Consider the following 19838-nt stretch of genomic DNA (forward strand, 5'->3'; position numbering starts at 1 on the left):
ATCGTCCCGGCCGATTGTCCGCCTCACCGATCTCCACCCCGGCGCCCCTCCTCCGACCCCGAAGCCACAAGGACCTGCCCGATGCGTGACCCACAGTCTCTGCTGACGTCGTTGCGTGTGCTCCTGGGGGAGCGCCATGTGGTCGCGCAGGCGGTGGATCTGGAACCGCTGACGCGGGACTGGCGGGGCCGCTACCAGGGCACGGCGCTGTGCGCCGTCTATCCGGCGGACACCGAGCAGGTGGCGGCGATCGTCCTGCTGGTGCGCGAGCATGGCGGGAAGATCGTGCCGCAGGGCGGCAACACCGGGATGTGCGGCGGCGCCACGCCCTTCTCCGACAACACGGTGGTGCTTCGGCTCGACCGTCTTAACCGGGTCCGTCAGGTCAGCCCGCTGGACAACACCATGACGGTGGAGGCCGGCTGCATCCTGGCCGATCTGCAGGCCCGCGCGCAGGAGGCCGGGCGCCTCTTCCCGCTCAGCCTGGGGGCGGAGGGGAGCTGCCAGATCGGCGGCAACATCGCGACCAACGCCGGCGGCACGGCGGTGCTGCGCTACGGCCCGATGCGCGACATGGTGCTGGGGCTGGAGGTGGTGCTTCCCGACGGCTCGGTGATGAACGACCTGAAACGGCTGCGCAAGGACAACAGCGGCTACGCCGTGCGCCACCTGTTCATCGGGGCGGAAGGCACGCTGGGGATCATCACGGCGGCGGTGCTGAAGCTGTTCCCGCAGCCGCAGACGAACGCCACCGCCATGGCCGGCGCCGGCCATCTCGACCAGGCGCTGGAGTTGCTGGCCTCCGTCCGCTCCCGCTTCGGTGACCGGGTCAGCGCCTACGAGGTCATGTCGCACTCACAGATGCAGCTCGTGCTCGACCACATTCCCGGCTGCACCCTGCCCTTCGCGGAGCCGCACCCCTGGTACGTGCTGATCGAGGCCGAGGACAGCTTCGCCGCCATGGATCTGGCCGCCATCCTGGAAGAGTGCCTTGCCGACGCGCTGGAGCGGGGCCTCGTCGCCGACGCCGTGATCCCCCGGAGCGGCGCGCAGCGCGAGGCGCTGTGGCGCCTGCGCCATTCGGTGTCGGAGGCGAACAAGGTTGCCGGCATCAGCGTCTCCTACGACACCGTGGTGCCGCTCGACCGGCTGGGCGACTTCGCGGCGGAGACGGAGCGCGGCGTGCGCGCCGCCTTTCCGCAGGCGCGGCTGCTGTTCGTCGGCCATGTCGGCGACGGCAACCTGCACGCGGTGATCCATTTCGACCACGACGCCTTTCCCTCCCGTGCCGCGTTCGAGACGGCGGCGGAGCGGATCAACGAGATCGTCGACAGCGCGACGCTCGCCTGCGATGGTTCGATCAGCGCGGAGCACGGGATCGGCCTCAGCAACCGCAAACGGCTTGCCCGCTCCATCGACCCGGCGCGCTACCGGCTGATGACGCAGATCAAAGCGTTGCTGGATCCTGACCATATGATGAATCCTGGAAAGGTTCTGGTGTTCGAGGACCCTCAATGAAGCGGCCCGCCCTGACGACCAAGCATGTACGACGAATCGCGACACGACAGGCGGCGGACGACGCAATGGATGTGATTGACCGGCCCGACGCGGCCTCCCCCTCCCCTTCCCAGAGCGGGGCGGACGGGGAACTGGACCTCGGCGTCCGGCTGAAGAATCTGCGCAAGCGGCTGGGGCTGACGCTCCAGCAGGCGGCCGACCGCACCGGGGTCGGGGTGTCCACCCTGTCCAAGATCGAGCGGAACGAGCTGTCGCCGACCGTAACCACCCTGCTGAAGATCGCCGCCGGCTTCGAGATGGACGCGGCGGCGATCATCGGCGGGCCCACCCCGGCGCTGCGCGTTGCCGGCCGCCGTTCGGTGACACGGTCGGGGCAGGGCCGTCCCTTTCCGACCGGCACCTGCAACAACGCCTGGCTCTGCCCGGACCTGACGAACAAGGTCATGACCCCGATCATGACCACCGTCGTCGCCCGCTCGCTCGACGCCTATCCGGAATGGGCCAAATACGACGCGGAGCTGTTCCTCCACGTCGTCTCCGGCACGCTGGTGGTTCACAGCCAGATCTACGAGCCGCTGCGGCTGGAAGCCGGCGATTCCATGTATTACGACGCCAGCACACCCCACCTATGGGTGTCCGAAGGGGACGAGGACGCCCGCGTTCTCTGGGTCTACGCCAAGTATCAGTGAGATCCGGCCCGAGGAGAGGCCTGTACGACCGATCCCGCGCGGAACGACCGAACGTCGAAAGGGGAGCGAAATCGCTCCCCTTCCACCGTCACTTCACCAGGGGGCAGCCGCTGTCCTTCGGGTTGATGTAGGCCTGCTCGCCGGGAATGGTCTTGAGGATCTTGAAGTAGTCCCAGGCCGCCTTCGACTCGCCCGGCGTCTTGATCTGCGCCAGATACATGTCGTTGAAGATCCGGCCGTTGTCGGCGATCCTCGCGTCCTTCATCATCATGTCGGTGATGGGCATGCTGCGCATCTTGGCGGCAACCTTGTCCGCGTCGTCGGTGCCGGCCTCCTGCACGGCCTTCAGGTAATGCTTGACCGCCGAATAGACGCCCGCCTGGTTCATCGACGGCTTGCGCCCGGTCCGCTCCTCGAACTTCTTCGACCAGGCGCGGGTCTCGTCGTTCATGTCCCAGTAGAAGGAGTTCGCCAGCATCAGCCCCTGCGCGGTGTCGAGGCCCAGCGCGTGGATGTCGTTGACGTTCAGCAGAAGGCCGGCCAGCGTCTGGCCGCCCTGGGGAATGCCGAACTCGGCGGCCTGCTTGACCGCGTTGATGGTGTCGCCGCCGGCGTTGGCGAAGGCGACGACCTCCGCGCCCGAGGCCTGTGCCTGCAGCAGGAAGGATGAGAAGTCCGAGCTCGCCAGGGGGTGGCGGACGCTGCCCTTGACGGTGCCGCCGAGCTGCTTGACGGTGTTGACCGCCTCGGTTTCCAGCGAATGGCCGAAGGCGTAGTCGGCGGTGATGAAGAACCAGCTCTTTTTGCCCTGCTCGACCAGCGCGCGGGCGGTGGAGGACGCCACGGCGTGGTTGTCCCACGTCCACAGGAAGCCGTAGGGGCTGCAGTCCTTGCCCGTCAGATCGGTGGAGCCGGGGCCGGACATCAGGAAGATGCGCTTCTTGTCCTTGGTGATGCCCTGCACGGCCAGCGCCGCCGCCGAGTTCGGCACGTCGGCGACGACGTCGACCTTCTCCACGTCGATCCACTGGCGGGCGAGGTTGGCGGCGATGTCCGCCTTGTTCTGGTGGTCACCGACGATGATCTCGATCTTGGTGCCGTTGATGGCGTTGCCGAACTCCTCGGCGGCCAGCCGCGCGGCCACCGCCGAACCCTCGCCGTTGATGTCGGCGTAGATGCCGGACCGGTCGGACAGCATGCCAATCTTGATGACGTTGTCCGACATCTGGGCCTGGGCGGTGCCGCAAGCCAGGGCGGCGAAGGCGACTCCGGCGAGAAGGCCGGCAAGACGGGTGCTGCGCATGGTTCACTCCCTAGGGTGTTGTTTTCTTGGTGGTCGGGGTGTCAGTGGGTCGTGTAGCCGCCGTCCACGGGGATCGCGGTGCCGGTGATCGACGCGGCGGCGTCGGAGCACAGGAAGGCGATGGCGGCGGCAACCTCCTCCGGGGGGATCAGCCGGCCGGTCGGCATGCGGTCGAGGAACACCGCTTGGAGGACTCGCTCCTCCGGCAGGCCGGTGACCTGCGCCTGCTGGGCGATCTGCTTCTCGATGATCGGGGTCAGCACCGTGCCGGGGCACACCGCGTTGCAGGTGATGCCGTGCTCCGCCACCTCGATCGCCACCGACTTCGTCAGGCCGATGATGCCGTGCTTGGTCGCGACATAGGCGGGCTTGTGCGGGGCGCCGACCATGCCGAGGACCGACGCCGTGTTGACGATGCGTCCCCAGCGGCGCTCCCGCATCGCCGGAACGGCCGCCTTGATGGTGTGGAAGGCGGCGCTGAGGTTGACCGCGAGCAGCAGGTCCCACTTGTCGTCGGGGAACTCGTGCACCGCCGCCACATGCTGCACCCCGGCGTTGTTCACCAGGATGTCGATGGGGCCGAGCGCCGCCGCCGCGTCGGCCATCATGGCGCGGGCCTCCTCCGGCCGGCTGAGGTCGGCCCCCGAATAGACGATCGTCGTGCCGCTCTGCGCCGCGATGTCCGCGCACAGCCGGTCGATCTCCGCGCGGTCGCCGAAGCCGTTGAGCATCACGTGGCAACCCTGGCGGGCGAGTTCGCGGGCGGTCGCCAGCCCGATGCCGGTGGTGGAGCCGGTGACGACAGCGTTCCTGTTTCGCATCTCGGTCTTTCTTTCGGACGTCTTGGATGTCAATGGCGTGTCGCGGTTCAGAAGGCCACCTGATCGGCACCTTTCAGCGCAAGCATGGCGCGCGCCTCGGCGGGGGTGGCGACCTCGAGCGACAGCTCCTCGAGAATCCGGCGGATTTTCGCGACCTGCTCCGCGCTGTTCCGGGCCAGCCGGCCCTTGCTGAGATACAGGCTATCCTCCAACCCGACCCGGACGTTGCCGCCCATGACCGCGGCCATGGTCGTGAAGGGGATCTGGTGACGCCCGGCGGCGAGCACCGACCATTCATAATCCGTCCCGAACAGCCGGTCGGCGGTCTCGCGCATGAAGACGAGGTTGCGCTGCTCCGCGCCGATGCCGCCGAGGATGCCGAAGATCGTCTGGACGAAGAAGGGCGGCTTCACCAGCCCCCGATCGACGAAATGCGCGAGGTTGTAGAGATGCCCGACGTCGTAGCACTCGAATTCGAAGCGCGTCCCGCAGCCCTCGCCCAGATGCTCCAGGATATAGGCGATGTCGCGGAAGGTGTTGCGGAAGATGAAGTCGTCGGTGCTGCGCAGATAGGGCTCCTCCCAATCGTGCTTCCAACCCTGGTAACGGTCGGCCAGCGGGAAGATGCCGAAGTTCATCGAGCCCATGTTGAGCGAGCACATCTCCGGCTGGGCCTGGAGCGGGGCGGCAAGACGCTCCTGCACCGTCATGTTGAGCGAGCCGCCGGTGGTGATGTTGAGCACCGCGTCGGTGGACTGCTTGAGGCGGGGCAGAAACTGCATGAACACCGCCGGGTCCGGCGTCGGCTGCCCGGTCCGGGGGTCGCGGGCGTGCAGGTGGAGGATCGCGGCACCGGCCTCGGCGGCGCCGACGCCCTGCTCGACGATCTCATCGGGCGTCACCGGCAGCGCGTCCGACATGGTCGGGGTGTGGATCGACCCCGTCAGCGCGCAGCTGATGATAACCTTCTTCTGTGGTGCGGCCATGAGAGGTTCCCTGTGTGGGTTCAATTCGAATGGAGAGGAGGAGGCGCGCGGTCACCCGCGCTCGACGCCGTCCAGCCGCTGGAGGTGGGCCGCCAGACGGGCGTGGGTCTCGGTCCGCTGCGCCTCCGTCCAGGTCCGGAAGCCGGCGCCGGACTTCATGCCCAGCCGCCCGGACGCGACGAGGTCGCGCAGCAGGGGCAACGGTTCCGGCGTCCGATCGAGGTCGGGCAGGACATGCTCGTGCACCGCCAGGGTCAGGTCGGTGCCGACGAGGTCGGCGTTCTCCAGCGGCCCCAGCACGGCAAGGCGGCGGCCGAAGCTGGCCTTGACCACGGCGTCCACCGTCTCGGCGTCGCACACGCCGTTCTGGACGAGCGCGATGGCCTCGCGCCAGAGCGCGTGCTGCAAACGGTTGCCGATGAAGCCGGGAACGTCCTTGCGGACATGCACCGGCGTCTTGCCGACGGCGGCCAGCAGCCCGATCATCGCGGCGACCGCCGCGTCATCGGTGTCGGCGGTCTGGATGACCTCGACGAGCGGGATCTGGTATGGCGGGTTCCACCAGTGGGTGCCGAGCGCACGGCTCTTGTCCCGAAGCGGTTCCATGATCCGGGTGATCGGGATCACCGACGTGTTGCTCGCCAGGAGCGCATGGCGCGGGGCGGCGGCCTCGACCGCCAGGAAGACCCGCTGCTTGAGGGTCAGATCCTCCGGGACCGCTTCGATGACGACGTCCGCCCGGCCGACCGCGTCCTCCAGGGATTCGCAGGGCTGAACCCGGTCCGCGGCAGCGGTGTCCATCCCCAGCCCATGCAGGTTGCCGCGGACCCGTTCGACGATCCCGGCCCGGCGGCCCGGATCAGGCTCGTGGATGTCGACCGGGTGCCCGGCGACGGCGAACGCCTGGGCGATCCCATGCCCCATCAGCCCGGCGCCGATGATTCCAATACGCTGCTGCGTCATGCCCTCGTGCTTCCCTCCCTGCCGGAGCGCCGCCACGACGGCCGTCTGGCCGATTGTTCGCTGCACCCATATTTTCTTGGTGTAATCAAAGCAAGGGGCGTGCCAATGATGGAAGGCGTCGCCATGGCCGGGGATGGGTGAGCCAAGCGGGCGGATTGCCTGAAGATTCGCGCCTTTTTCCGTCGGCGCCCTCGATATCAGGGCTACCCTCGTGTGCTGAATTTTGACAAACAGTGTTCAGAATATTGACAGAAACGACGCGACGGGAGGCGGGCCATGACGGCGGGACGGGACGAGCATTTCGCGGCGGCGCGCGCGCTGATGGTGATGATCGACGAAATGATCGACGGCGCCATCCTCGTCGACAAGGACGCGCGGATCGTCTGGTCCAATGATAAGCACGTCTGGTTCGATGACAAGCGCAAGGCGCTGCTGGGCATCCGCTCCCTCACCGAGGTGGTGGGGCAGCCCATCGAACGGGTCATCCCGCACAGCCAGATGCGCGACGTGGTCGAGACCGGCCGCTCCTTCCCGCTCGACATCATGCGCTACGGCGAGCACACGCTGCTGGTGAGCCGCCTGCCCCTGCGCGACGAGCAGGGTGAGATCATCGGCGCCCTCGCCTTCGCCCTGAAGAACAGCCTGACCTACCTCCGCCCCATCGCCGAGCGCTTCAACAAGCTGCAATCGCGGCTCGCGCGCATGGAACAGGAACTCGCCGCCAGCCGGGCGCCGAAATACTCGGTCGAGAATCTGGTCGGCTTCAGCCCGGCGATGCTCCAGGTGAAGCGGCTGGTGCGCAAGGCGGGCCAGATCAACTCGGCGGTGCTGGTGCTGGGCGAGACGGGGACCGGAAAGGAACTGGTGGCGCAGGCCATCCATGCCGCCTCGGATCGGGTCGACCGCCCCTTCGTCGGCATCAACGTCGCGGCGATTCCCGAAAACCTGCTGGAGGCGGAGTTCTTCGGCGTCGCGCCGGGCGCCTACACCGGGGCCGGCCGCCAGCCGCGGCCCGGAAAATTCCAGCTCGCGCACGGCGGCACGCTGTTCCTCGACGAGATCGGCGACATGCCGCTGCCGCTTCAGGCCAAGCTTCTGCGCGTGCTTCAGGAGCGCGAGGTCGAGCCGCTCGGCTCCAATCAGGTCATCAAGGTCGATGTTCGCATCATCGCCGCGACCAGCCGGCCGCTGCCGGAGATGATGCGGAACGGCACCTTCCGCTCGGACCTCTACTACCGGCTGAACGTCTTCCCGATCCAGCTGCCGGCGTTGCGCGACCACAAGGAGGATCTGGAAATCCTCGCCTCGCTGTTTTCGGAACGGATGGCGGTGAGCCTCGACCAGCCGATGCGCGACCTCACCCCCGCGGCACTCGACGCGTTGCGCGGGCATGACTGGCCGGGCAACGTCCGTGAACTGGCCAACGTCATCGAGCAGGTCTATGTGCGCACCGAAGGCGAGCGCATCCTGGCCGACGACTTCGCCGACATCCTTCCCGGAGCCGCCCCCCGGCCCACCGGATCGCCGGCGCGCAGGCGCCCCCTCGCCGACAGCATGGACGAACTGGAACGCTCGCTCATCCTCGCCGCGCTGGAGGACGCGCAGGGCAACAAGCTCGAAGCCGCGCGAAGCCTCGGCCTGTCGCGCACCAACCTCTACGCGAAGCTGCGCAAGCACGGCATCACCGCCGACTCCGAGGCGTAGCCGGATCGCCGCGCTACAGCAGCAGGGCCTTCTCCCGCCGGACATGGCCCGACAGCCGGGCCGTCTCCCGCTGGTCCAGCGCGTTCCGCAGCTTGGGGAAATCAACCTCCTCCTCCTGCTGGACATGCTCCGCGATCAGTTCTTTCAGTTGGATGACGCGCCGCCGCCACGCGGGATCGTCCTTCGGCATCTGCTCGAGGGCGTACAGGTGCATCTTCATGTCGGCGTGCTCGCCGTAGAGGTGCCGGGCGTCCGCCTCCTGATGCGCGTGGTCGTGCAGCAGGGGGTAGACGACGTCCTCCTCGGCCATGGCGTGCGCGGCGAGACGGCGCTTGAGACGGAGCAAGAGTTGCGTCCGCTGGAAGGTCTCGCCAGTGTGGGTCCGCTCCATCGCGTCGAGCAGCGCCAGGATGTGGCGGTGGTCGTCCATCAGGGCGTCGAACGGGTCGCGCGCCATCGTCGTCCCGGCGGCCTGGGCGACCACCGGCGGCAGCAGGCGGCTGGCGAGGATCGCCACGGCGGCACCGCTGGCGAAGGCGATCAGACCGCTTGTGGACCAGAGGTCCCTTCCTCTCATGCTCATGATGTCCGTGCCTCCCGGGTCCATGGGTGTGTCCGACGTCCAACAGGGACCGGGCCGGGTCATTCCGCCGGAGAGGTCTTCGCGGGCACGTCTGCCGGGCCGCGGTGTGGAACCAGCCGCTCGGTCAGGCGCTGGAAGGCGACGAACAGCACCGGCACGAAGATGATGCCGACCAGCGTCGCCGCGGTCATGCCGCTGAAGACCGTCGTGCCGATGGACCGTCGGCTGGCCGCCCCGGCGCCGGTGGCGACCAGCAGCGGCACCGCCCCCAGGATGAAGGCCAGCGCCGTCATCAGCACCGCGCGGAAGCGCTGGCGGGCGCCCATCACCGCGGAGTCGATGACGGGGTGGCCGGCGGCGCGCTGCTCCCGCGCGAACTCGACGATCAGGATGGCGTTCTTGGCGGCGAGGCCGACCAGCAGGACGAGGCCGATCTGCGCGTAGACGTCGTTGGCGATCCCGGCGACGCTCAGCCCGATGCCGGCCCCCAGGACCGCGATGGCGACGGACAGCAGCACGGCCAGTGGGATCAGCCAATTCTCGTACTGCGCCACCAGGAACAGATAGCCGAACATCACCGCCAGACCAAAGATGATGACCGTCTGGTTGCCGATGCGGCTTTCCTGATAGGACAAGCCGGTCCATTCCGTGGCGTAGCCCGCCGGCAGGGTGCGGTTCGCCACCTCCTGCATCGCCGCCAGCGCCTGTCCGGAGCTGCCGCCGGGGGCGGGGTTGCCGTTGACCGAGGCGGAGAGGAACTGGTCGTAGCGGACGAGGCTGTCGGGGGCCAGCGTGTTGCGGATGGTCACGATGCTGCGCAGCGGCACCATGTCCCCCGACGAACTCCGCACATAGAGCTGGTCGATGGCCGCCACCTCGTCGCGGTACTCCGCGGCATCCTGCACCTGGACCTGGAAGACCCGGCCGTAGAGGTTGAAGTCGTTGACGTAGCGCGACCCGAGATGGGACTGCAGCGTGGTGAAGACGTCACCCGGCGAGACGCCGAGCAGCGCCGCCTTGGTGCGGTCGAGGTCGACGAACAGGTGCGGCACGTCTGGGCTGAAGGTGCTGAAGACGGCCGACAGCCGCGCGTCCTGGTTGGCGGCGACCAGCAGGCCGCGCAGCACGGCGCCGAGCTGCTGCGCGGATTGCCCGCCCAGCGCCTGCACCTGGAGCTGGAACCCGCCGGTGCTGCCGAGACCGGGGATGGAGGGTGGGTTGAAGGCGGCGATGGTCGCCTGCGGCACCGCCGCGAGCTGTGGCCTCAGCCGGCCCAGCAGCGCGTCCACCGTCTCGGCGGCCCCGCGCTCCCCCCAGGGCTTCAGCACGACGATCTGCAGGCCGACGTTGGAGGCCGCCCCGCTGAGGATGCTGTAGCCGGCGATGGAGATCACATGGGCCACACCCGGCGTCGCGCGCAGCCGCTCGGTGACGTCGGTCATCACCGTCTCCGTCCGGCTGAGCGACGCGGCACTCGGCAGCTGCACGTTGACGAAGAAGTACCCTTGGTCCTCCGCCGGCAGGAAGGCGGTGGGCAGGCCGCGCAGCAGCAGGAAGGCCCCGGCGGTCAGCAGGGCGAAGACGGCGATCCCGATCACCAGCTTGCGCGACAGCCAGCCGACGAGGCCGCCGTAACGGTCGCGCACCCCGTCCAGCCCCCGGTTGAAGGCGGCCAGCGGGCGCCAGGGCCGGGTCGGCGGGCGCAGCAGCAGGCCGCACAGCGCCGGGGTCAGCGTCAGCGACACCATGCCGGAGATCAGGAAGGCGGTGGTGATGGTGACCGCGAACTGGCGGTAGAGCTGGCCGGTGATGCCGGGCAGGAAGGCCACCGGCACGAACACCGCGGCCAGCACCAGGGTGGAGGCGACGATGGCCCCGGTCACCTGCTCCATGGCGATGCGGCTGGCCGAGGGGGCGGGCTGGTCGGAATGCTCCTCCATGACGCGGCGGACGTTCTCGACCACCACGATGGCGTCGTCGACGACCAGCCCGATCGCCAGCACCAGCGCGAACAGCGTGATGGTGTTGGCGCTGTAGCCCAGCACCAGCAGCACGGCGAAGACCCCGATGATCGACACCGGGATCGCCAGGGTGGGGATCATCGTCGCCCGCCAGTCCTGGAGAAAGACGTAGATGACCACCACCACCAGCAGGAAGGTGATGCCCAGCGTCAGCACGATCTCCTCGATCGTCGCGCTGACGAAGCTGGTGGTGTCGAACACCACGGCGTAGTCCAGCCCCTCCGGGAAGCGGCCGGACAGCCGGTCCAGCTCCGCCCGCACCGCCTTGGCGACGTCCAGCGCGTTGGCGTCCGGCGACTGGTAGACGACCAGCGTCGCCGCCGGGTCGCCGTCCAGCTTGGCGGTGGAGCCGTAGCTCTGCGCCCCCAGCTCCACCCGCCCGATGTCGCCCAGCCGCACCACGCCGCCGTTCGGGTTGGTGCGCACGATGATGCCGGCGAACTGCTTGGGGTCGTCCAGCCGGCCGCGGGCCAGGATGGTCAATTGCTGCTGCTGGCCGTCGGGGACGGGAGGGGCGCCGATCTGCCCCGCCGAGGCCTGGAGATTCTGGTTCTGGATCGCCGCGACCACGTCCGCCGCGGTGATGCCCAGCGCCGTCATGCGGTTCGGGTCCATCCAGACGCGCATGGCGTAGGTCAGCGCGCCCATCACCTGCGCGTCGCCGACGCCGGGCACCCGCGCGATGGCGTCGCGCAGGTTGATGCTGGCGTAGTTGGAGATGAAGATCGGGTCGAACTGGCCGCCGGGCGAGAAGACGTTGACGGCCATCAGCATGTTGGACGACTGCTTGCGCACCGTGACGCCCTGGCGCGACACTTCCGCCGGCAGGGTCGGCGTGGCGAGCGACAGGCGGTTCTGCACGTTGATCTGGGCCAGATCCGGGTCGGTTCCCTGCGCGAAGGTGACCGACAGCGTGTAGGCGCCGGTGTCGGTGCTGGTCGAGGACATGTAGAGCATGCCCTCCACCCCGTTCACCTGCGCCTCGATCGGGGCGGCGACGCTGTCGGCGACGACCTGGGCGTTGGCGCCGGGATAGGTGGCGGAAACCTGCACCGAGGGCGGGGTGATCGGCGGGAATTGCGCCACCGGGATGGCCAGGATGGCCAGCGCGCCCGCAATGGTCACGACCAGCGCGATGACGATGGCGAGGTTCGGGCGCCGGATGAACAGGCCGGAGAACATGGGCGCCTATCCTCGCGGCTGTTCGGCGGTCTGGGGGGCCCGCTCGGGCCGCACGGCCATGCCGGGGCGAACCTTCTGAGCGCCGCCGACGATGACGGTCTCGCCGGCCTGGACTCCCTTCGGCACCGCGATCACCTGATCGAGCTGCGGCCCGGGCTCGATCGGGCGGCGCTGCGCCCGGTTCTGCTGGTCGAGCACCAGGACGTAGCTGCCCTGCTGGTCCTGCTGGATGGCCGACACCGGCACCACCGGCTGCCGCTCGGTCTGCGCCGGGCGGATCAGGAGGGTCACATACTGGCCGGGCAACAGAAATCCCTTGGGATTCGCGAAGTCGGCGTAGACGGGGATGGTCCCGGTCTGCGGGTCGATGCGGTTGCTGGCGAAGGAGACCTTGCCCTTCTGCCCGTACTCGGAACCGTCCGCCAGCCGCAGGGCCGGAACGAAGCGATTCACCGCCTCGGCCGAGGCGAGATCGGGGGCGGCGCGCTGGACCTCCAGGATGTCGCGGTCGCTGACCGAGAAGACGACGCGGATGGGGTCGAGCTGGACGACGGTGGCGAGCGGGCCGCTGGACGGGTTGACGAGGTCGCCCACCGTCATGGCGGTGGCGCCGATGCGCCCGTCGATGGGCGAAGAAATGCGCGTGTAGCCGAGGTTCAGCTCCGCCTGCCGCAGCTTGGCCTGCGTCTGCATGATGTCGGCGTCCGCCGTCTCCTGCGCCGCCTGGGCCTGATCGAGGTCGGCCTGGGAGATGTTGCCGCGGGTCCGCAGTTCCTGAGCACGCTGGAAGGCGCGCTGGGCCTCGCGCAGGGTCGCCTGGGCGCGGGCGAGGTCGGCCTTGGCGCTGTCCACGGCGGCCTGGTAGGGGGCCTGCTCGATGACGTAGAGCAGGGTGTCCTTGGTGACGTTCTGGCCTTCCTGGAAAGCCACCTGCTCGATGAAGCCCTCGACGCGGGCGCGGGCCTCGAAGTCCTGGATCGCCTGGACGCGGCCTATGAATTCGCTGGTCGGGGTGATCTCCCGATCGCGCACCACCTCGGTCGTAACCGAGGGGGGCGGAGCGTTCGCAGGCTGCTGGGCCAGGACCCCGCCCGATGGGAGCAGGGCGAGCAGGCACGAGACGGTGAGGCCGTGGCGAAGGCGCAGCATCGAGGAGGCTCCCGTTCAACCGTGCCCTCTAAACAGGGCCGCGGCGATTGGGTTCAGCGATGCCGATGAAAAGTGGGTGCGATCAAGGCGGCCGGACGCCAAAAACGCAAGGGGACCGCCCCACGGAGGGCGGTCCCCTTGCCATCGATCATGCCGTCAAACGCGTCGGCCGGTCAGCGCGGCGCGATGACCATGACCATCATGCGCCCTTCCATCCGGGGCATCTGCTCGACCTTGGCGATGTCCTCGAACTGGTCGCGCACACGGATCAACACGTTCATGCCCAGATCCTGGTGCGCCATCTCGCGCCCGCGGAACCGCATGGTCATCTTGACCTTGTCGCCCTCTTCGAGGAATCGCCGCGCCGCCCGCATCTTCACGTCGTAGTCGTGGTCATCGATGTTCGGCCGGAGCTTGAGCTCCTTGATCTCGATGATCTTCTGCTTCTTGCGGGCCTCGTTGGCCTTTTTCTGCTCCTCGAACCGGAACCGGCCGTAGTCGAGGATCTTGCAGACCGGCGGCTCCGCCTGGGGGGCCACCTCGACGAGGTCGAGTTCAGCCTCGACCGCAGCGTCGAAGGCGTCGCGCAGCGAGACCACGCCGATCATCTCACCGTTGGCACCAACGAGGCGCACCGTGCGTGCCGTGATTTCCCGATTGATGCGCGGGCCTTCGCGGACCGGGTCCGCATCGTAGAGTTTAGCTATGTCCTGTCTCCAACGGTCTGTCCGGCGAGGAACCGGAATGGGTGCTGACGGCCCTGACGCCGTCCCTCAAATTAAGGCATCGGTGGCCACGGTCAATAGCCCTCGCGCTGCAAACGCTTGCGCAGCAGCTTTCGCCGCCGCCGGACCGATTCCGCCGCCTGCCGTGCCCGGCGCTCCGAGGGCTTTTCGTAACGCCGGTGCAGCTTCATCTCACGAAAAAGCCCTTCGCGCTGCATTTTTCTTTTCAGGACGCGCAGAGCGCCCCCCACATCGTTGTCGCGGACCTGAACGAGCATAAGGCGATCATCCTCCCAATTGCTTGTGTGGAAAGGGTTTTTCGTCGAAAAGGCCGCTCAGCCCAAGGTGTCGAGAACGATCTGGCGGATCTCGCGCGGGGTGAGGCGGGGCCACCCCGGCGCCCACGCCGGCTCCACCGCGGGAACGGGGCGCTGATGCTGGGGTTGGGCGGCCTGGGCCGCCCCGGTCGTCGGAAGCTTGATGGTCATGAGAATCCCCTTGCCGATATGGGCGAAGCCCGTCGGCCGTTGTTGTTATGTGTTGAAATCCGGGGTGTGCGGCGCTCAAAGCGCCCGCAGGTCCTCGGTCGACACCCTGTCCTGCCCGACATCGGGAAGGCATCAAATGCACTTTGGGAAAAAGAGACCCAGAGCGGATGGCCGGAGCGGCAGACAACAGGCCCCGGAGCAATCTTGATCTGTCCCAGATGGGAGGGTCCGCCGGCTTTTACAAGCGAAGACTGAGCGGTAACGTCCGGATTTCCAAAAATGATTTGGGCACACACCCGACGCCGGGATCACATCAGGCGTGAACGGCGACGGGACGGTTCGCGTCGGCGGTGAACGGAACGCTGACCGTGGCGGTGCAGCCTGACCGGGCGTCGAAGGTGATGGTGCCGCCGACCTGCCGGACCAGCGCATCGACCAGCGTCGTGCCGATTCCCCCCTTGGGCGGCATGTCCGGGCAGCCGATGCCGTCGTCGGCCACCGTCATCGTCAGACGGTCGCCCGCTTGCCGCAGCCGGACCGTGACCGTCCCGCCTCTCCCCTCCGGGAAGGCGTGCTTCAGCGCGTTGACGACGAGTTCGTTGGCGATCAGGCCGAGCGGTGTGGCGAGTTCGATGGAGCAGGACACGTCGTCCGTGTCGGGGTGGATGGCGATCGCCTCGTTCGGGCGGAGCTCCTGAAGCGCGTCGCAGAGCTGGCGCAGGTGCGTTCCGAAATCGACGTTCATCAGGTCGCCGGAGGTGTAGAGCTGCTCGTGCAGGCGCCCCATCGAGGTGACGCGCCCGGCCAGCGCCTCGATGCGGCCCCGCGACAGGTCCCCCTTGGGCAGGCGGCGCATCTCCACCATCATCAAGCCGTAGATCACCTGCAGGTTGTTCTTCACGCGGTGATGGACCTCGCGAAGCAGCACCGTCTTCTCGGCGACGGTGCCGCGCAGCCGCCGGTCCGTCTCCTGCAGGTCGCTCACGTAGGTGTGCAGCGCCCCGGACAGCGTGGCCGCCTCCGTGTAGCGGCCGGTCAGCGGCAGGACGGGCATCGCGCCGTCCGGACCCGCCGCCTCGACGGCCCTGGACATGGCGCGCAGGGGCGCCGACAGCCACGTCGCCAGGACATGGCCGACGAGGACCGCCAGCAGGCTGGCGGCGATTCCCCAGGCGATCACCCGGTTCCGCAACTCGGCGACCGGCGCCATCGCCTGATCGACCGGCTGGCGGAGCACGACGCTCCATCCCAGCCCGGGATAATCCCGGTAGCCCTTCGTCCGCGCCACGCTCGTCAGGAAGCGGCGCCCGTCCGGCCAGGATTCGACCCAGGCGCGCCGCCCCGGCGCCGACGCGAAGGCCAGCGGCTTGCCCACCAGGGGCTTGGGCCCGAGAATCACCGTGCCGTCGGCGGAGAGGATCATCGCCTCGACCTCGGCGTCCTCGGAAATCTGGCCGAGCACGGAGCGTTCGACCTCCGACGCCCAATCCCAGCTCAGATGGGCGGCGACGACGCCGGTCAGCGTCCCCTGCTCGTCGCGCACCGGCGCCGCCAGATCGACGAAACGCGGAACCTCCATCCGGTTGGCGTAGAGAAGCTTGCCCAGAACCACCGCGTCGTGCACATCGCCGACATAGGGGCGGTCGAACCCCTGCTTCCACCATCCGCGCGCGCTCACGTCCATGCCTTCATAGACACGGCCCGTCGCCGCCTCCAGAAGGCCGGTCGGCCGGATGAAGCCGATCCAGGCATAGTCCGGATAGCTGTCCTGAAGCTTCTGGAGGACGGCGCGCCGCGAATCGCGGGAGGTGTCGGTCGCACGGATGGTTTCGAGGCTCGTCACGACGAGAAGATCGCGGTAGCGCTCGAACATGCCACGGTCGAGCTTGTCGGCGACCTGCCCGGCGTAGAGGTGCAGCTGCCCGCCGATCACACGCTGGAGCCGCTCCCCGGCTTCGACCTGCAGAATCGCGGCGGTGCCGGCCGTGAAGGCCAGCCCGACACCCCCCAGGCACGCGATCAGCATCGTCCTCAGGCCGATTTTCAAGGTCGCGGGTCTTCCCTTGGTGAAGGCTTCCCCCGGCGTCGCCATGCCGGTTCCCAGCAGGAAGAATGCACACATCCCCGCGGAACGAACAAGGGCTAGAAGCCCCCCGAAATGGCTGGGGAAACAACCATAGCCCGTTCCGCTTTGTTTTTCATCGCGTCGCCGGTTACAATCGTACCTGGAGCTGGACCACATCGTCCCGCACCCAGGACTGTGTTTTCTCTGTATGGTGAGCCGCCGTGACCGAATCCCGCCACATCCTGCTGGTCGACGATGAAGCCATCGCGATCATGGCGCTGGAGCATGGCCTGATGGACGAAGGGTTCCGGGTCACCACGGCCTTCAATGGCCAGGAGGCCCTGAAGCTCTGGCAGGATGATTCCTTCGACGCCCTGGTCACCGACCTCAGGATGCCGGTGATGGCCGGCGATGAACTGATCCGCAACCTGCGGAGCGAGGAGCCCGGCCTGCCCGTTGTGGTGGTCAGCGGCTACGCCACCGGCGAGATCTCCGAAAAACTGAAGGTAAGTTTTCCGGAGCCGATCGCGATCATGCCCAAGCCGGTGCGCGTCGAGGAGATTTCGGACGCGCTGAAGCGGATGCTGGCGATCGCCCCCGGCGCCTGACCCCGGCGCGTCACGGCACAACCGAGGACCATGGACACCGTCACCCAAATGCTTCTCGGGGCCACGGTCGCGCAGGCCGGCTTCCGCCGCCGGCTGGGCCGCCGCGCGCTGGCCGTCGGCGCGGGCATCGCGCTGATCCCCGACCTGGACGTCGCCGCCGGCTGGATCGGCGGCCCCTTCGCCAATTGGGTCCACCACCGCGGCCTGACCCATTCGATCCTGTTCGGCCCGGTCGCCGGCCTGCTGCTCGGCTGGCTGGTCTGGCGCTGGCAGCGCCGGCGCCATGGTCCGGACAGCCCGTCGGGCGACGGCGAGGCGCGGCGCGCCTGGATCTGGCTGGCCATCCTGGCGCTGATGACCCACCCGGTGATCGACGTCTTCACGTCCTACGGGACGCAGTGGCTCTATCCGCTCACCAACACGCGCTTCGCGATCAACGCGATGCCGATCATCGATCCGGTCTACAGCCTGATCCTGGTCGCCGCCCTGACGGCCGGCGTCGCGCTCCGCAAGCGGGCGGCCCTGGCGCAGGACATCGCGGGCGCGGCGCTGATCCTGGTGGCGACCTATACGCTGGGCGGCTGGGCCATCAACGACCGCGTCGAGGCGATCGCCAGGGCGCAGACGGGCGGCTTGGCCCCGTCAACCACCAATGTGACGGCCTACCCGACCCTGTTCCAGCCGCTGCTGCGCCGGGTGGTGGCCGAAACCCCGGACGCCGTGCTGGTCGGCTTCCACTCCGTGCTGAGCGACGGCAAGATCCACTGGGAACGGTTCGAGCGGGGCCGATCGCCGGCCATCACGGCGATCGCGGCGACCCCGGAGGCCGAGGTCTTCCGCTGGTTCTCGATGGACAACCTCATCTGGCGCGAACAACCGCTGGAGTCCGGGAACACCCTGGTGCAGGCCCTCGACCATCGCTACGGCATGCCGGGCGTCTCATCGCTCGGCTTCTGGGGCATCCGGGCCGTCGTCGATCCGGCGGGGAGGCTGGTGGGTCCGGTTGAAAGCTTCCAGACGCCCCGTGACGCGTCGCAGGCGGCGTGGCAGGACCTGTGGGTCCGCATCGTCGGCACGGGTCCGGCGGACCGGACGGTCCGCGCCGACTGATGCCAGCCCCCACGGCGGTCCTCACGCCGTGAGCACGACCCCGAGATGCCGCTTCATGCCACCCGTTCGGAGGAGTTGAGTCCGCCCGACTCGACGCCGTCCAGCCGGATGCCGCCGGCGTGCCGCGTCGCGGTAGGCCCGCGGCATCCGGATGCTGGGAATGCCGTTCATCGGACCATCCTGCTCCACAGCACCGGTGCCGGAAGCGCTACACCGCCCCCGCGCGCTTGACCGCCTCGATCATCCCTTGAAAGCCCTGGGTCGTGCGGTACGGTCCCTGCGGATCAGCCGCCCGGGCGAAACAGGCGCGAAGCCGGTCCCAGTCGGGCGTCGGGCACATCTCCTCGAACCAGGGGCCGTGGTTCCGCCATGGCGCGAGCGCCGCCGCGACGTCGTCCGGCGGGACGCGCCCGCTTTCCCATTCCTGTTCCAGAAAGGCCAGGGCCGACCGGCAGCCGCCGGCCATGTTCTCGGCGAAGACCCCAAGACCGTCCGGGTGCAGGCGGGAGCGCCCGTCCGGGTCGACGTAGAGGATGGGAAAGACCGGCGCCAGCCGCGGGAACAGGGTGTTCGCCCAGATGGTCCCACCCCAGTAGATCTGCGCGATCCGGGCGAAATGGGCCACCTCGACGACGGGTTCGAGGCCGCTCGCCTCCCAGGGCAGGATCTCCACCTTGGGCTTGGTCACGGTCACGGTGTCGTTGGCCGCGTCGACGTACAGGACGCCGAACTGCATGGCGTTCTGGAAGTAGCTGCCGCGCAGCGCCCCCCAGATCGGGGACAGGTTGCCACCTTCATGGACGAAGGCCGCAAGAGCCTGCGTGACCGGCGTGACCGGCGCAGCGATCCGCCGGCCGAGCCGCTCGACGACAGCGTCGGTGATCTCGCGGCAAAAACCCTTCGGGTAGGGGTAGCGACGCCGCGGAAACGTCAGCCGCCCCTCCTCCCGATCCCGATCGACCCCATGGCGCAGTTCAAGCATCAGCGCTTCCAAAGCGGCCAGATGAGGAACCAGCCACCGTTCCGTCAGGGCACGCATCCGCGCGTCGGGCGGCATCGGGCGGCGGTGGCCCCGCCAGAGCCGCAACTGGCGATCCAACGGCGTTTCGACGTCCATCGTCGGTTGGAAGGGGGCGGCTTGCATCATGGGCGGGCGGTCTCCGGGAAGGCGGAAACCGTCCGATCGGTCCGCAAAGCCAACCCGGGCGAAGCAGCGCGCGGCATTCCCGATTCAGTCTCGCCCGATCCAGTCTCGCCCGGTCTGGTTCCGGACAGGTAACGCCGTCGCCGGGCCGCAGGTCAAGCAACCATCACGGTCGGGCACCATCCCGTCGTTCAGGAGGAAGGATCGGCCCGCTTCATCGCCTTGCGGCAGTGAACCAGCGCGTCGCGGATCATGAAATTGACCAGTGTCGGCGACACGCCAAGGGTCTCCGCGATGTCCTTCTGGCTGTGGCCATGGATCCGGTGCATCTCGAAGGCGTAGCGGGTGCGCTCCGGCAGGTCGGCCAGCGCCGATTCGAGCGTCTGCAGGAGCTGGCGGTTCACGTTCACGCTTTCCGGCGAGGCCGCTTCCGGCGTGCTCACCGCCTGCCCTTCCTCCTCCGCCGCCATCAGACGCGATTCCAGGCCTTTCCGGCGGTAGTGATCGATCGCCAGATTGCGCACGACCATCATCAGGTAGCCCGCCTTGGCCCGGATGGAACTGGTCGATTCCGTCCCCAGCAACTTCACGAAGGCGTCCTGAACCACATCCTCGGCGTGGTGGCGGCAACCGGTGATCCGCTCGGCCATCCCGATCAACGACCGCCGATGCGTCGTGAAGACGTCGGTCAGGGTCTGATTCTCGGCGGTTCCTACCGGTCGCATGGGACGATCCTTGTGCAAAGCGACGCCGCGGCGGGGCGGCAGTCCCCAAGGCTT

The 19838-nt window shown here is 68.3% G+C and carries 18 protein-coding genes; 5 read left to right on the forward strand and 13 right to left on the reverse strand.

The window, feature by feature from the left end; all coding sequences use genetic code 11:
• Window positions 1-81: 81 nt before the first annotated feature.
• Window positions 82-1518, forward strand: coding sequence for an FAD-binding oxidoreductase (locus ACFPMG_RS01605; protein ID WP_376993504.1), 1437 nt, complete (start codon window positions 82-84; stop codon window positions 1516-1518).
• 65 nt (window positions 1519-1583) lie between these two features.
• Window positions 1584-2207 (forward strand): helix-turn-helix domain-containing protein, encoded by a 624-nt coding sequence (locus ACFPMG_RS01610; RefSeq protein WP_376993505.1) that lies wholly within the window; start codon window positions 1584-1586, stop codon window positions 2205-2207.
• A gap of 88 nt (window positions 2208-2295) precedes the next feature.
• Here the strand turns inward: ACFPMG_RS01610 and ACFPMG_RS01615 are convergent, their stop codons facing one another.
• From ACFPMG_RS01615 to ACFPMG_RS01630, 4 genes are read right to left on the reverse strand one after another with little or no spacing between them, the layout of a single operon-like run.
• Window positions 2296-3510 (reverse strand): ABC transporter substrate-binding protein, encoded by a 1215-nt coding sequence (locus ACFPMG_RS01615; RefSeq protein WP_376993506.1) that lies wholly within the window; start codon window positions 3508-3510, stop codon window positions 2296-2298.
• 41 nt (window positions 3511-3551) lie between these two features.
• Window positions 3552-4331, reverse strand: a complete 780-nt coding sequence (locus ACFPMG_RS01620; RefSeq protein WP_376993507.1) for a 3-hydroxybutyrate dehydrogenase — start codon at window positions 4329-4331, stop codon at window positions 3552-3554.
• A gap of 47 nt (window positions 4332-4378) precedes the next feature.
• The gene (gene kce / locus ACFPMG_RS01625; protein WP_137106974.1) at window positions 4379-5317 is read right to left on the reverse strand and encodes a 3,5-dioxohexanoate:acetyl-CoA acetone transferase; all 939 of its coding nucleotides are present in this window, start codon (window positions 5315-5317) and stop codon (window positions 4379-4381) included.
• A 51-nt stretch (window positions 5318-5368) separates the two neighbouring features.
• Window positions 5369-6346, reverse strand: coding sequence for a 3-hydroxyacyl-CoA dehydrogenase family protein (locus ACFPMG_RS01630; RefSeq protein ID WP_376993508.1), 978 nt, complete (start codon window positions 6344-6346; stop codon window positions 5369-5371).
• Window positions 6347-6556: 210 nt separating this feature from the next.
• Between ACFPMG_RS01630 and ACFPMG_RS01635 the strand changes: the two genes are divergently transcribed.
• A complete protein-coding gene (locus ACFPMG_RS01635; RefSeq protein WP_376993509.1) occupies window positions 6557-7984 on the forward strand; it encodes a sigma-54 interaction domain-containing protein in 1428 nt (475 codons plus the stop codon).
• Between the two features lie 13 nt (window positions 7985-7997).
• Here ACFPMG_RS01635 and ACFPMG_RS01640 read toward each other — a convergent pair whose 3' ends face one another.
• The 7 genes from ACFPMG_RS01640 to ACFPMG_RS01670 form a co-directional block, all read right to left on the reverse strand.
• A complete protein-coding gene (locus ACFPMG_RS01640) occupies window positions 7998-8567 on the reverse strand; it encodes a hemerythrin domain-containing protein (protein WP_376993510.1) in 570 nt (189 codons plus the stop codon).
• 59 nt (window positions 8568-8626) lie between these two features.
• Entirely contained in the window at window positions 8627-11770 is a 3144-nt protein-coding gene (locus ACFPMG_RS01645) for an efflux RND transporter permease subunit (protein ID WP_376993511.1), read from the reverse strand.
• Window positions 11771-11776: 6 nt separating this feature from the next.
• Entirely contained in the window at window positions 11777-12919 is a 1143-nt protein-coding gene (locus tag ACFPMG_RS01650; RefSeq protein WP_376993512.1) for an efflux RND transporter periplasmic adaptor subunit, read from the reverse strand.
• A gap of 173 nt (window positions 12920-13092) precedes the next feature.
• Window positions 13093-13626: a translation initiation factor IF-3 gene (gene infC / locus ACFPMG_RS01655; RefSeq protein ID WP_035673684.1), complete on the reverse strand. Its 534-nt coding sequence runs from the start codon at window positions 13624-13626 to the stop codon at window positions 13093-13095.
• Between the two features lie 92 nt (window positions 13627-13718).
• The gene (gene rpsU / locus ACFPMG_RS01660) at window positions 13719-13922 is read right to left on the reverse strand and encodes a 30S ribosomal protein S21 (RefSeq protein ID WP_014198985.1); all 204 of its coding nucleotides are present in this window, start codon (window positions 13920-13922) and stop codon (window positions 13719-13721) included.
• A gap of 57 nt (window positions 13923-13979) precedes the next feature.
• Window positions 13980-14132 (reverse strand): hypothetical protein, encoded by a 153-nt coding sequence (locus tag ACFPMG_RS01665; protein WP_158310442.1) that lies wholly within the window; start codon window positions 14130-14132, stop codon window positions 13980-13982.
• Window positions 14133-14445: 313 nt separating this feature from the next.
• On the reverse strand, window positions 14446-16254 hold the full coding sequence (locus tag ACFPMG_RS01670; RefSeq protein ID WP_376993513.1) for a sensor histidine kinase: 1809 nt from the start codon (window positions 16252-16254) through the stop codon (window positions 14446-14448).
• Between the two features lie 164 nt (window positions 16255-16418).
• On the opposite strand from ACFPMG_RS01670, the gene ACFPMG_RS01675 reads away from it, so the two are divergent.
• Together ACFPMG_RS01675 and ACFPMG_RS01680 are read left to right on the forward strand one after the other, a co-directional pair.
• Window positions 16419-16805: a response regulator gene (locus tag ACFPMG_RS01675; protein ID WP_376993514.1), complete on the forward strand. Its 387-nt coding sequence runs from the start codon at window positions 16419-16421 to the stop codon at window positions 16803-16805.
• A 30-nt stretch (window positions 16806-16835) separates the two neighbouring features.
• Window positions 16836-17915 (forward strand): metal-dependent hydrolase, encoded by a 1080-nt coding sequence (locus ACFPMG_RS01680; RefSeq protein WP_376993515.1) that lies wholly within the window; start codon window positions 16836-16838, stop codon window positions 17913-17915.
• Window positions 17916-18123: 208 nt separating this feature from the next.
• On the opposite strand, the gene ACFPMG_RS01685 is transcribed toward ACFPMG_RS01680, so the two are convergent.
• The gene (locus ACFPMG_RS01685; RefSeq protein ID WP_376993516.1) at window positions 18124-19062 is read right to left on the reverse strand and encodes a hypothetical protein; all 939 of its coding nucleotides are present in this window, start codon (window positions 19060-19062) and stop codon (window positions 18124-18126) included.
• Window positions 19063-19250: 188 nt separating this feature from the next.
• The gene (locus tag ACFPMG_RS01690) at window positions 19251-19784 is read right to left on the reverse strand and encodes an RNA polymerase factor sigma-70 (protein ID WP_376993517.1); all 534 of its coding nucleotides are present in this window, start codon (window positions 19782-19784) and stop codon (window positions 19251-19253) included.
• Window positions 19785-19838: the final 54 nt, after the last annotated feature.

It is taken from the genome of Azospirillum himalayense, assembly GCF_042657465.1.
Classification (GTDB): domain Bacteria; phylum Pseudomonadota; class Alphaproteobacteria; order Azospirillales; family Azospirillaceae; genus Azospirillum; species Azospirillum himalayense.

Coding starts and splice junctions, on each gene's coding strand:
- ACFPMG_RS01605 (WP_376993504.1), top strand. CDS start 82: ATGCGTGACCCACAGTCTCTGCTGACGTCGTTGCGTGTGCTCCTGGGG.
- ACFPMG_RS01610 (WP_376993505.1), top strand. CDS start 1,584: ATGGATGTGATTGACCGGCCCGACGCGGCCTCCCCCTCCCCTTCCCAG.
- ACFPMG_RS01650 (WP_376993512.1), bottom strand. CDS start 12,919: ATGCTGCGCCTTCGCCACGGCCTCACCGTCTCGTGCCTGCTCGCCCTG.
- kce (WP_137106974.1), bottom strand. CDS start 5,317: ATGGCCGCACCACAGAAGAAGGTTATCATCAGCTGCGCGCTGACGGGG.
- ACFPMG_RS01680 (WP_376993515.1), top strand. CDS start 16,836: ATGGACACCGTCACCCAAATGCTTCTCGGGGCCACGGTCGCGCAGGCC.
- ACFPMG_RS01620 (WP_376993507.1), bottom strand. CDS start 4,331: ATGCGAAACAGGAACGCTGTCGTCACCGGCTCCACCACCGGCATCGGG.
- ACFPMG_RS01685 (WP_376993516.1), bottom strand. CDS start 19,062: ATGATGCAAGCCGCCCCCTTCCAACCGACGATGGACGTCGAAACGCCG.
- ACFPMG_RS01645 (WP_376993511.1), bottom strand. CDS start 11,770: ATGTTCTCCGGCCTGTTCATCCGGCGCCCGAACCTCGCCATCGTCATC.
- ACFPMG_RS01665 (WP_158310442.1), bottom strand. CDS start 14,132: ATGACCATCAAGCTTCCGACGACCGGGGCGGCCCAGGCCGCCCAACCC.
- ACFPMG_RS01640 (WP_376993510.1), bottom strand. CDS start 8,567: ATGAGCATGAGAGGAAGGGACCTCTGGTCCACAAGCGGTCTGATCGCC.
- ACFPMG_RS01635 (WP_376993509.1), top strand. CDS start 6,557: ATGACGGCGGGACGGGACGAGCATTTCGCGGCGGCGCGCGCGCTGATG.
- ACFPMG_RS01670 (WP_376993513.1), bottom strand. CDS start 16,254: ATGTGTGCATTCTTCCTGCTGGGAACCGGCATGGCGACGCCGGGGGAA.
- rpsU (WP_014198985.1), bottom strand. CDS start 13,922: ATGCTCGTTCAGGTCCGCGACAACGATGTGGGGGGCGCTCTGCGCGTC.
- ACFPMG_RS01615 (WP_376993506.1), bottom strand. CDS start 3,510: ATGCGCAGCACCCGTCTTGCCGGCCTTCTCGCCGGAGTCGCCTTCGCC.
- ACFPMG_RS01690 (WP_376993517.1), bottom strand. CDS start 19,784: ATGCGACCGGTAGGAACCGCCGAGAATCAGACCCTGACCGACGTCTTC.